Here is a 13,093-nt window from a genome sequence, read left to right as displayed (position 1 = left end):
TACTTTAACGCTGCGCTCAGCCTTTCATAAAGGCGTGGCTTTTCTTAGCTTTCGCGCGCGGCAGTCGCAATACATGCTTCTGCATAGCAAGTGTGCGTTTCACTTACTTGCTATTAGTGTAGAAAAGAAATCGAGAAAATACAAAAACTTCCTTTACTCACACTGGTGTATACGATAAAGTATACAGTTATATCAATCTATCTTTCTTCATGTTTTGCGCTTTTGCGCATTCAAGCGTGGTCAGAAATGCTATACTGCCCCACGCAAAAAACACAATAGGAGAACAAGATGTCTAACCATCCTGTTTTTGAAATCAAAGACCTTCAGGTTGGCTTTGCTCACCCTGCAGATGCATCAAAGACGCTTATTGCTGTCAATGGTGTATCGCTGGAAGTGAACAAAGGTGAAACCGTTGCCCTTGTGGGTGAATCTGGTTCTGGTAAATCAGTCAGCGCCACTGCTGCACTGAACCTGCTGCCAGGTGTCACACGCATTGTCGGTGGAGAGATTACCCTTAACGGGGAAAAAATGGTCTCAACCGATGAAAATGGCAAAGTTTCTCGCATCAGCAAGCAGCAGCTTCGCTCGATTCGCGGCAACCACATGTCTATCATCTTTCAACAGCCTCTAGGCTCGTTTAACCCTGTGCAAACAGTCGGTAAACAAGTTTCAGAGATCCTGAACATCCACCAGCCTGAACTGAGCCGCTCGCAAAACCGTGCGGAAGTCATTCGTCTGTTTGACAAAGTTCAGTTGCCTGATCCTGAAAGCCGGTACTCCATGTACCCGGGCGAACTTTCTGGTGGCCAACTTCAACGTGTGATGATTGCTATGGCCATGGCCAATAAGCCTGACCTTCTGATTGCAGACGAGCCGACCACGGCTTTGGACGTAACAGTACAGGCTGAAATCTTGAAGCTCATGAAAGAGCTACAAGAGGAAACTGGTATGGCGATCCTGTTCATTACCCATGACCTCGGTGTGGTTAAAAGCATCAGTGACCGTGTCTACGTTATGCAGGCACAATTTGCTGATTCTGGTATGCCCACTGGTGGTGAGATTGTGGAACAAGGTGATACAGCTACTGTCTTCGCCTCTCCCCAGCACCCGTACACCAAAAAGCTTCTCAACGCTGTTCCGAAAGGAACGGCAAAGCCTATCGCAGATGATGCGGAAGTGCTTTTGGAGGCAACGGATATCAAGGTGCACTTCCCGATTCGCAAAGGTGTGTTGCGTCGCAAAGTTGGTGCGATTGAGGCAGTAAATGGCATCAGTCTTACCCTGCACCGTGGCGAAACTATTGCCGTTGTTGGTGAATCTGGATCTGGGAAATCCACACTTGGAAACGCGCTTCTGCGCCTCTTCAAGGATGGTAAGGATGCTGAACTGGACGGTAAGGTTGTGCTGCAAGGTACTGACATTACCCCACTGTTCGGCAAACAAATGCGTCCGTTTAGAACCAAATTCCAAAAAGTGTTCCAAGACCCTGATGCGGCACTAAGCCCGCGGATGAGTGTCCTCGACATTATTATGGAAGGCCTCGCAGTTCATGGCAAAGCAAACAAAGCCGACATGGAAGCACAGGTGAAAGCAGTTCTTAAACGTGTGGGCATGCCAGCGCAAGTGGCTGACCGCTATCCGCATGAGTTTTCAGGCGGACAAAAACAACGCATTGCCATCGCTCGTACCATGGTCCTTGAACCGGATGTTGTGGTACTCGACGAACCAACCTCAGCTCTTGATATGACCATTCAAGGCCAAGTGATTGAGCTCCTTCGGGAGATTCAAGAACGTGAAGGCCTTGGCTATCTTTTCATTACCCATGACCTTAAACTGGTCAAGGCGCTTTGTCATAAGGTGATCGTGATGAAAGATGGACAGGTTGTTGAACAGGGCACTGTTGAGGATGTGTTTGCCTCTCCACAACATGACTACACAAAGGCGCTTCTCGGAGCTGCTTTTGGTAATGTCACATTGCCAGCTTAAGGAGTACATCCCATGGCACTGTTAAACTTCTCGCCCATTGCTAAGCGCAGATGGGCAGCCTTTAAGGCACACAAGCGGGGATACTTCTCCGCTTGGGTGTTCTTCCTTGCGCTGTTCCTTTCGCTTTTCGCGGAAGTGATTGCCAATGACAAACCCATCCTGATTCTTCATGAAGAGGGTGTGTTTGTTCCTGTCTATAATGACTACACTGTCGGTGATTTTGGTGTTGATGACGGGCCGCGCTCTAGCGTCACTGTTGACTATACCAACAAAGAAATCTTTGATCGTGTGGTTGGTTCAGACGAGAACGCGACGGTCATCTGGCCGCCGATTCGTTGGCACTTCAGCACTCAAGACCTAAGCGGTAACAATCCCGCTGCACCGTCGAGCGAACATTTGCTCGGCACAACGGATAAAGGGTATGACGTCGCCGCTGTGGTGATTTATGCCTTCCGTGTCAGTGTGCTCTTTGGTCTCGCTCTTGCGGTCGCCTCTATGAGCATCGGTGTAGTGATTGGTGCAATTCAAGGCTTCTATGGTGGGTGGATTGATCTTATTGGGCAACGCCTGATTGAGATTTGGTCCAGCATGCCGAGCCTCTATGTGCTGATCATTGTCTCTGCGAGTATTGGTCTGCAAGGCTTTAACTTCGCAACACTTGCAACATTGCTACTGATCCTGCTGGCGTTTAGCTGGACAGGTGCTGTTGGCGCTGTACGTGCAGAAGTTCTGCGCACCCGCAAAATGGACTATGTCCAAGCGGCGCGTGTGATGGGTATGAGCGAAAAGCGGATTATGTTCCGCCACGTTCTGCCAAATGCTCTTGTGGCAACCATCACCTTCTTGCCTTTCAGTATTGCAGGTTCTGTCACCGCTCTGACTAGCCTTGATTTTCTTGGATTTGGTTTGCCTCCGGGCTCGCCGTCTCTGGGTGAATTGATGCTACAGGGTAAAAACAATCCAGACGCCATTTGGCTCTGGCTGACAAGCTTTGTCGCACTGATGCTTCTGCTCAGCCTGCTCATGTTTATGGGTGAAGCTGTACGTGATGCATTTGACCCGCGCAAAACGCTTGGGAAAGGAGCATAAATCATGCTGGCATATATTATCCGCAGATTGCTGCTTATCCCTGTCACCCTTCTGGTGATTCTTGCCATTACCTTTACCGTGGTGCAGTTTGCGCCAGGTGGCCCTGTTGAGCAAATCATTGCTGAACAGCGCGGCTTTGGTGAAGGCGCGACCGACCGCTTTACAGGCGCCGGTGGTGATGCAGGAGCGGGCACAGGCGGCGCAAATCAAAATGGTTCAAACTCTGGCGGCTACCAAGGCAGCCAAGGGATTGATGAAGAGTTCAGAAAGCAGCTTGAAAAGCAGTTTGGCTTTGATAAGCCTGCCCATGAACGCTTCTTCACCATGGTGCGTGACTACCTCACCTTCAACTTTGGTGAGAGCTACTTCAAAAAGCGCTCGGTTGTTGACTTGGTGGTTGAAAGACTGCCGATCAGTATCCTGCTCGGTATGAGCATGCTGCTTCTTACCTATGCGATTTCAGTGCCCCTCGGCATTGCAAAAGCAGTGAGAGCTGGCAGCCGCTTTGATACATGGTCAGGCGTTGTGCTGATTGTGATGTACGCTGTTCCAAGCTTCCTCTTCGCGGTTGTTTTGCTTCAAACTCTTGCAGCAGGTAGCCCGTTTGAGATCTTCCCTGTTCGTGGCATTGAAAGCAACGGCTGGGACGGTTTTGGTATTTGGGGCCGCATTACAAGCCTTGCATGGTGGCAAGACGCCATTATGCATATTGCACTGCCGGTACTGGCGATGATGATTGGCGCTTTCACAAGTGTTACTCAGCTGACCCGTAACTATTTCCTTGAGGAAATGACCAAGCAGTACAGCATCACAGCGCGTGCAAAAGGCCTGAGCGAACGTGGCGTTCTTTATGGACACGTGTTCCGCAACGCAATGATCGTGATCATTGCCGGTCTGCCGGCCGCATTCGTGGGCGCACTCTTCACAGGTTCACTCCTGATCGAGGTTGTGTTCTCCATTGATGGTCTGGGCAAGCTTGGCTACGAAGCCGCGCTGAACCGTGACTATCCGGTCATGTTTGCAACGCTATACATCTTTACCCTTATCGGGTTGGTTCTCTCCCTTGTGAGTGACATGATGTACGCTGTGCTTGACCCGCGCATCGACTTTGAATCGAACTAAAAAATGATCCTCTCCCCGCATACGGGGGGAGGATTTTTTGTTTATGAAAGAAATGTTTACATACGGTATACAACCATGGTAGAATTGATGAATTATAGAACTCTGTTTCACCGTTTTTCTCTAGGAGCTATTCCTATGCTCAAAACGACTCTTACGGCCTTGGCCCTCTCAGTCACTGCACTCAGTGCAGCTGCTGATGAGACTTTGCCATGGCAACACGCCCTCTCTCTGTATGGCGATATCAAATACGAAGAGGGTTTCACCCACTTTGATTACGTAAACCCCAACGCACCACGCGGTGGTATTTTGCGCCAAGGTGTGCAAGGTACATTTGAAACGTTTAACTCGTTTTCAAACACCCGTGACAGTGCAGCTGCTGGTATTGGCCTGCTTTATGACAGCCTCCTGCGCACCTCAAGCGACGAATCCATGACAGGTTACGGCCTTCTGGCGTCACGTATGAAGATTGCAGAAGACCGCTCTTTCGTGATCTATGAGATTCGCGAAGAAGCCCGCTGGCATGATGGCGAACCCGTAACCGCACATGACGTTGTGTTTACGTTCAACTACCTGCTTTCAAGCCATGCCCCTCCGGGATATGCGAGCTACTACGGCGCCATTGATTCGATCGAAGAGATTGATGAACGCACCGTCAAGTTCACCTTCAAAGAAGGCTCGGCTCGTGAAATGCCAATCAGCGTTGGTACCCAAGGCATTCTGCCTTCTCACTATTGGGAAGCGTGCGTTGCTAAAGGTGACCCCAACGCAGAGGATTATGAAGAGGCCTGTGACGGACGTGATCTGTCTCGACCTGTTTCTACCCCTCCCATTGGTAGCGGCCCCTATCGCGTTCGCGTGAAAGGCACCAACGCCAATACGGGTGATGTTGTTTATGATTTCGCCATGGGGAACTATGTGACCTATGAGCGTGTCCGTGACTACTGGGGTCAAAACCTGCCCGTCAACCGCGGCATGTTCAACTTTGATGCTCTGCGCTTTGACTACTTCTCAGATGCTGACATCCTGCAAGCCATGTTTATGAATGGTGTGTACGATGTTCGCCTTGAGAACAAAGCACAGAACTGGGCTGAAAAGTACGAAGGCGAACGCTTTGACAACTTGCAAATCCTCAAGGAACGCATTGAGACCTATCAGGTTGAAGGCATGCAAGGGTTCATCTTTAACCTGCGCCAAGAACGCTTCCAAAATTTGAAGCTTCGTCAGGCCATGCAGTACATGATGAACTTTGACCAGATGAACCGCAGCTTCTTCTACGGCCAGTACGAGCGTAAGTGCTCTTACTTTGGCAACTCGCCAATGATGGCCGAAGGCGCACCTTCAGATGCTGAAAAGCTGCTGCTGGATGAACTGCGTGAAGCACACGGATCTGACGCTGTGAACGATGCGGCTTACGGGGAACTTTGCAACCCGGTCAACATCGATACAATGAGTGAAGCTGAACGCCAAGAGGTGGTTTTTGCCCTGCTTGAAGAAGCTGGCTACACATACTCGGACGGCGCTCTGCGTGATGCAAACGGCGAGCAACTTAGCATTGAACTGCTGATTGTAAGTCCTGCATTTGTCCGTATTGGACTTCATGTTCAAAACCTTATGGAAGCTGTCGGTATTGAACTTCACGTCACTCAAATTGACTCTGCGCAATATGGCCGTCGTGTGTATGGTGGCGAATTTGACATGATCGTCATGAGCTACCGTGCCTCAAGCAACCCTGGCCCTGAGCAGTATAACTCTTGGTCTACCCGTGCAGCAAATACTGAAAACAGCGGCAACTTCATGGCGGTTCAAAACCCTGCTATTGATGAAATGCTGGACCGTGTTGTGGCCTCACAAACTCGCGAAGAGCTAACGGCAAATGTCCGCATGCTCGACCGTCTCCTGCAAAGTGGCTCCTACGCCATCCCGCAGTGGGGAATTACGGTTGACCGCATCGCTTTCTGGAATAAGTTTGGTTATCCCCTAACAGAAACTGGTGAGCGTCCGTATGTGGTTGGTGGTTCAAGCTACATGACATGGTGGCATGATGAAGATCGTGCTAAAAATGTTGCTGAAGCTATGCAAAGCAGCCCTCTTGAAACGTTCCCTTATCTGGGGAATGACACATCTCAAGAGATTCAGCTGATTGCCCCTGTGGAGTTTAGCTGGACATTCTGGCTAGCGTTCTCAGGCATTATGCTTGCCCTCTTCTTCACGGTTCGTAGTTGGACACGTATTGAAGAATAAACGATTTAAAAAGGCTGCCGAAAGGTGGCCTTTTTTCTTCTCGCTTTTCAGGGTATGATGACCTCATGAGACATTTATTTTTTACACTTCTAGCTGTCGTTATGCTTATTGAATCTAGCCTTGCGCAAGGTGTTTCTTTTAATGACGACATGTCGATTCAAAAACCAACCTTTGGCCACAAGGCCATGGTGGTGACTGCTGAGAAAAACGCTTCTGAAGTTGGGGTGCAGATTTTAAAGCAAGGCGGTAATGCCGCAGATGCTGCTGCCGCAGTTGGGTTTGCCCTTGCCGTAACACTACCACGTGCAGGTAATCTTGGCGGTGGAGGTTTTGCCCTTTATTATGACGCACAGGCAAAAGACATTAAAGCCCTCGACTACCGTGAAGTGGCGCCGTCTCGCTCAACTGAAAATATGTACCAACGCAGAGACGGTACAGTTGACTCCAAAAAATCTCTTCATAGCCTCCTTGGCACAGGAGTTCCAGGAACGGTTTCAGGTCTACTTAACTTACAAGAAAAATACGGCCGCCTGACCCGTGAAGAGGTCATGGCACCTGCCATTAAACTTGCAGAAGAAGGCTTCCCTGTTTCTGAATCTCTCGCCCTCTCTCTTTGGGATCACCGTAAGCGCCTGCAAAAAAATCCAGAGACAGCTCGTACATTCTTTAAGACAGGTGGGCGCCCATATGCACCAGGTGAAACGCTTGTTCAGCTCGATTTGGCCAACAGTCTAAAACTTATTTCAATTTACGGTAAAGACGCTTTCTATACAGGCCCTATTGCAGAATCTATTGTAAATGATATGCATACCCATGGCGGCATCATTACCAGAGAAGACCTGCAGAACTACAAACCAGTTTACAGAGACCCTCTTGTGGGTCGTTACCGCGGTTACCAAATTGCTGCTATGCCTCCTCCAAGTAGTGGCGGTGTACATATTATTCAAATGCTCAACACCCTTGAAAACTTTGACCTCAAAACCAAAGGGCATAATAGTGCCGCAACTATCCACATTATGGCTGAAGCCATGAAGCGCGCTTACGCAGATAGAAGTAAATACCTTGGAGACCCTGATTTTGTAAGCATGCCAATTGATAAAATCACAGCTAAAATTTACGGCCGCCGTATTGCAGAATCTATCTCACCAAACAGCGCAACACCGTCACGTAATATCTCTCCTGGTGATCTGTTTAGTGTTCCAGAAGAAAGTCCACAAACCACACACTTCACCATTATGGATGAAGATGGCTCTATTGTATCAAACACCTACACCCTGAACCTTTCATACGGAAATGCCCACGTAATTACAGGTACTGGTATCCTTATGAACAATGAAATGGATGATTTCAGCGCTCGCGCTGGCGTGCCGAATGCTTATGGCCTTATTGGTGGTGAAGCCAACAAAATTGAAGCCGGCAAACGCCCTCTCTCATCAATGACACCTGTCATTGTTTTCAAAAATGGTGAAGCCGTTTTGGCAACAGGTAGCCCGGGCGGTGCACGTATCATTACAACGGTTCTTCATGTTCTCGTGAATGTACTTGAGCATGGCATGAACATCGCAGATGCTACAGCAGCACCACGTATCCACCACCAATGGATGCCTGATGAACTGCGTATTGAACAAGGCATTAGCCCAGACACACAAAACCTTCTAAGAAAGCTTGGCTATACCATTGCTCTTAAACCACCTTTCGGTGCAGCGATGACACTTGCAAAAAGCTCTCTTGGCGTATATGGTTACGCCGATTCACGTCGCGGTGATGCCTATGCGGCGGGATATTAAAAGCTAGCTTTGTTTTTTAAAACGCTGGCACTCAAACAAAGTGAAAGACTCTCATACCTTTATTATGTGTGAAGAGCGTTAAGAAATAACTTAGGAAACCCCATGAAAAAAACACTCATTCTTGGAAGCCTTCTTATTGCTCCTGTGGCGCAAGCAGAACTTTCTGATACATTCAAAAACAGCCTAACAGCTGCTTACAACACAGGCGACAGCTACGTTTTTGAAACAGTTAAAAACAGCATTACAACTGAAACAAACATTTCTGATGTTGAAGCATTCATCACAACACTGGCAAAGCCAGTAGCTGTGGAAACAGAAGTTGTTGCAGATATCGAACCTGCTGCAGGCCCAGAAAAAGTTTACCCGAACTCACTTATGGACGGCTGGTCTGGAAGTGTTGAGGGTGGTTTTTCACTTTCATCTGGTAACACAGAAAAGCGTAACCTGAATGCAAAAATCTCTGGTAACCGCGAAGGTGAAAAATGGTTCCAAAAAGGGAGTGTAGAAGCACGCACAACACACGAAGACGATGTGCGTACTGAAGAAGAATACCGCTTTAAAGGTGAAATTGGCCGCAAGCTAAGCGAGATTGACTATGTATTTGGTCAAGCAAGCTACGTGATCGATCCGTTCTCAAGCTATGACTGGCGCCTTGACGAAGTTGTCGGTTACGGTCGTTACTTCATTAAAGAAGAAGACATGACACTTGAGGGTAAAATGGCGGTCGGTGGACGCCATTCTCAGCCAAACCAAAATGGTGCAGATCGCGAAGATGAACTTGTTGCAAAGCCATCTCTTGCATTTAAATGGAAGATCAATGATGCACTGACTTTAAGTGAAGACCTTTCAAGCACAATTGGTGACGAGCTTGTGGTGACAGAATCACTCACATCCCTCACAAACAAAATGACAGAAAAGCTTTCTCTACGTGCAAGCCTACATGCAGAACACACAAACAAAGTTCCTGCTGGCACGAAAAAGCTAGATACCGTAACAACCCTAAACGTTGTTTACGATTTCTAATTTAAATCACTGGATTTAAATGACAAAAAACTCACCAACACGGTGAGTTTTTTGTTTGAGGCTTGATATAAACTTAATATAGAACCACTTTGGTTTCATTTCAAATAAAAAATGGTGCAACTGTGCCATAGGCACCCCGCAAAAGAAATCACCATGCTAGTCACGCCCCCTTTTTTAGATTAGGATATATCCAGCTTGATAATAATAACGTAGTGAAACTGGTAGAAATATGGCGACTGAAACAAAAAAAACAGCGACCAAAACAGCAGCAAAGAAGACAACAACTGCTAAAAAAACGGTAGCAAAGAAAACAACTTCAGCTAAAACAACTGCCGCGAAGAAGACGACAGCAGCCAAAAAGCCTGCAGCAAAACCTGCTGCTAAAAAGGCACCTGCCAAAAAAGCGACTCCTGCTAAGAAAACAGCAACTAAAGCAGCTCCTAAAAAGACAGCAGCTAAAACTACGACTAAGAAAACAACTTCAACTAAAAAAGCTGCACCGAAAAAAGCCCCAGCTAAGAAGGCAGCTGCCACGAAAAAGGCTGCTCCTAAAGCTTCTAAAGCAAAATCTGTAACATTCCGCATTAAGCGTGGTGAGCAGGTTGATGGCGTATTTGAAGCACGCCATGAAGAGTTTAAAGTTGAGTACGATGACTCAACAACAATCCTACAAGGCCTTGAAAAAATTAAAGGGGAGCAAGATGGCTCTCTCACATTCCGTCGTTCTTGTCGCGCATCTATTTGCGGAAGCTGTGGTATGTTCGTCAACAACCGTTCTCGCCTCGCTTGTAAGACAAAAGTAAAAGACATGGTAAACGGCGTTGATGGCAACATGAACGTTCCAGCAAGCGGTGCTGTCATTGAAATTGAAGCACAGAAAAACCAACCTGTTCTTAAAGATCTCGTTGTTGATATTCAGCCATTTTACAAAAAAGTAAACAACATCACACCTTTCGTTCAAGAAGGTTCTGAAACAAATGCAGACGTTGATAAAACATCATTTGAGCAAGTGAACATGGTGAGTAACTGTATCATGTGTGGTGCTTGCTACAGTGACTGTACTGCGATGGTTGAGAACCCAGACTTCCTCGGCCCTGCTGCTCTTGCAAAAGCTTTCCGTTTTGTTTCTGATCCTCGTGAAGGGCAAAAAACAGATCGCCTGAAAGAGCTTTCTGAAAAGAATGGTATTTGGGATTGCACGCGCTGCGGTATGTGTGTTGATGCCTGCCCGAAAGGCGTTGCCCCAATGGAAGCCATTGTAAAACTTAGAACACGTGCTATGGGCTCTGGTGTAACCAATAACCCAGGTGCACGTCACGCAATGGCCTTCAAAAAAGACATTGCAACATGGGGCGTTCTTAATGAGCCAATTATGCTTCTAAAAACACTGCGTCATAACGTCATTAAACAAGCAGGAAATGCATTGAACCTTGTTCGTAAAGGTAAAATCCCTAACCCGCTTCCATTTGACCACAAAACAGAAGGTCTAAATGAAGTACGTGACATCTTCAAAGAGCTTGAGAAAAACCCAATTGATGTGGAAACACGCGCAGAAGATACAGGACCAGGCGCAGGTTAAACCATAGATAAAACCTTAAAAACAAGCCCTCACGGGGCTTGTTTTTTAATATATTCACCCCCATACCTTAATGTACAAACAATCTGAAACTTTCCCATATACCGGAGCACTATCATGCTGTCTCAGCTGAACTCTCTCACCTTGAACCAGAAAATTGCTGTGAGCGCCACAGCTATTGCGGCCAGCATTTTTCTGATCACCGCGGTCTGTTTCCCTGTCAAAGCCGTTGAAGCTTTGCAGTTCACAGCATGGGTCGTACTGATTTTTCTTGCCTTTGTCTGCAATATTGCGCAAGGCCTGAAGGATAGAAATACCCTCGGTGAACTCACCAAGATTGGTGGTGGCACAGATTTCAATCCATGGAACTACCTCCTGGCGCTGCAAGCACTTATCACCATGGTGCTTGGCATCTGCACGTTTCTAGCTTTCAGTGAAGGCTTGCAAACAGTTCTGCAAATGGGCTGGATGACCACAGGAACTGTTTGGCTCGTCACTGCCCTCTATTCCTTTGGTGTACAGGTCCCGCGCTGGCTGAGCAAAACACCCATCAATGGCTAATCGAAAAAATGTTAAAGCAAGCCCTTCCAGGGGCTTGTTTTTTATTGTACACACCCCTAAAACAGGGTATAACCAAATGGAATATAAAAGACAGAAATATAACCCCGCGCTCGGTGCTTGGACGATGAGGCACCTGAATATCAAAGGATGACGCAGACGAAAGGGGTCTGAGCGCACAAAACAAGGATAAACAGTTCATGTTTACAGTTTACAAAAAAGAGTTTGATCTCGGCGGTCGTACTATGACCATCGAAACGGGTAAAATTGCCCGTCAAGCAGACGGTGCTGTGACAGTAACATACGGTGATACCGTTGTTATGGCGACAGCATGTTTTGCTAAAGCTCCTAAAGCTGGTGTGGATTTCTTCCCACTTACAGTTAACTATCAAGAAAAATTCTATGCGGCAGGCCGTATCCCTGGTGGTTTCTTCCGTCGTGAAGGCCGTCCAACAGAAGTTGAAACACTAACTTCTCGTCTGATTGACCGCCCAATTCGTCCTCTATTCCCGAAAGAGTTCAAGAACGAAACACAAGTTGTTGTCACCGTTCTTTCATCTGACGGCGTAAACGGTACAGAATCTCCAGCGATGATCGCTGCCTCTGCTGCCCTTACACTTTCTGGCGCTCCATTCATGGGCCCAATCGGTGGCGTACGCGTTGGTTACGTTGATGGCGAATACATCATTAACCCAACACCTGAGCAACAAGCTGAATCTGCTATGGAACTTTCAGTTGCTGGTACACAAGAAGGTGTACTCATGGTTGAGTCTGAAGCTAAAGAGCTTAGCGAAGACGTTATGCTTGGTGCTGTTGTTGCAGGTCACAACGCATGTAAAGATGTTGTTGATGCAATTATTGAACTTGCTGAAGTTGCTGCAAAAGCACCTTACGAAATGCCTGAGCAAACTGACCTATCATCAATCGCTGATGACATTAAAGGTGAGTTTGGCGGAAGCATCATCGAAGCTTACGGCATGAAAGAAAAGCAAGACCGCCGTGCAAAACTAGACGAAATTAAAACAGCCGTTAAAGAGAAGCACATCACTGAAGACACTGACGAAGGTACTGCTGTACGTATCGCCGGTATGGTGAAAGACCTTGAAGCTGACGTTCTACGCGGTGACGTTCTTGAGAAGAAAGTACGTATCGATGGCCGTGGTACAACTGATATCCGCCCTATCGTTTGTGAAGTAGATATTCTTCCTCGCGCACACGGTAGTGCCCTATTCACACGTGGTGAAACACAGGCCATTGTTGTTTCTACACTTGGTACAGGTAAAGATGAGCAAATGATTGACGCAATGGACGGCGAATACTTCGACCGCTTCATGCTTCACTACAACTTCCCTCCATTCAGTGTTGGTGAAGTCGGCCGTATGGGTGGTACTAGCCGCCGCGAAACGGGTCACGGTAAACTTGCACGTCGTGCGATTGAGCCAATGCTTCCTAGCAAAGAGGACTTCAACTACACAATGCGTGTGGTAAGTGAGATCACTGAATCTAACGGTTCATCTTCTATGGCGACAGTATGTGGTACATCTATGGCTCTTATGGCCTCAGGTGTTCCTATGGCGCGTCCAGTAGCTGGTATTGCTATGGGTCTTGTTAAAGAAGGCGACGATTACGTTGTTCTTTCTGATATCCTTGGTGATGAAGACCACCTTGGTGACATGGACTTCAAAGTAGCAGGTACTGAAAACGGTATTAC

The 13,093-nt window shown here is 47.4% G+C and carries 9 protein-coding genes; all 9 read left to right on the top strand.

Translation table 11 applies throughout. From position 1 onward, the window contains the following. Positions 1–288 precede the first annotated feature (288 nt). A complete protein-coding gene (locus VX730_03850; protein MEC9291515.1) occupies positions 289–1,986 on the top strand; it encodes a dipeptide ABC transporter ATP-binding protein in 1,698 nt (565 codons plus the stop codon). A 12-nt stretch (positions 1,987–1,998) separates the two neighbouring features. Continuing rightward, entirely contained in the window at positions 1,999–3,075 is a 1,077-nt protein-coding gene (locus tag VX730_03845) for an ABC transporter permease (GenBank protein ID MEC9291514.1), read from the top strand. Positions 3,076–3,078: 3 nt separating this feature from the next. Then, positions 3,079–4,197, top strand: coding sequence for a microcin C ABC transporter permease YejB (yejB, locus tag VX730_03840; protein MEC9291513.1), 1,119 nt, complete (start codon positions 3,079–3,081; stop codon positions 4,195–4,197). A 135-nt stretch (positions 4,198–4,332) separates the two neighbouring features. Further along, positions 4,333–6,438 carry an extracellular solute-binding protein gene (locus tag VX730_03835; protein MEC9291512.1) on the top strand — a complete coding sequence of 702 codons (2,106 nt, stop codon included), beginning with the start codon at positions 4,333–4,335 and terminating at the stop codon, positions 6,436–6,438. Between the two features lie 65 nt (positions 6,439–6,503). Further along, entirely contained in the window at positions 6,504–8,225 is a 1,722-nt protein-coding gene (gene ggt, locus VX730_03830) for a gamma-glutamyltransferase (GenBank protein ID MEC9291511.1), read from the top strand. 102 nt (positions 8,226–8,327) lie between these two features. Beyond that, positions 8,328–9,248: a DUF481 domain-containing protein gene (locus VX730_03825; GenBank protein MEC9291510.1), complete on the top strand. Its 921-nt coding sequence runs from the start codon at positions 8,328–8,330 to the stop codon at positions 9,246–9,248. 229 nt (positions 9,249–9,477) lie between these two features. Further along, on the top strand, positions 9,478–10,827 hold the full coding sequence (locus tag VX730_03820) for a 2Fe-2S iron-sulfur cluster-binding protein (GenBank protein ID MEC9291509.1): 1,350 nt from the start codon (positions 9,478–9,480) through the stop codon (positions 10,825–10,827). 114 nt (positions 10,828–10,941) lie between these two features. Next, positions 10,942–11,385, top strand: a complete 444-nt coding sequence (locus VX730_03815) for a hypothetical protein (protein ID MEC9291508.1) — start codon at positions 10,942–10,944, stop codon at positions 11,383–11,385. 197 nt (positions 11,386–11,582) lie between these two features. Continuing rightward, on the top strand, positions 11,583–13,093 hold a 1,511-nt coding region (gene pnp, locus VX730_03810; protein ID MEC9291507.1), incomplete at its 3' end, for a polyribonucleotide nucleotidyltransferase.

It is taken from the genome of Pseudomonadota bacterium, assembly GCA_036141575.1.
Classification (GTDB): domain Bacteria; phylum Pseudomonadota; class Alphaproteobacteria; order UBA2136; family JAPKEQ01; genus JAPKEQ01.
Note: the sequence above shows the minus strand (reverse complement) of the source record. Positions and strands in the feature narration are given on the sequence as shown.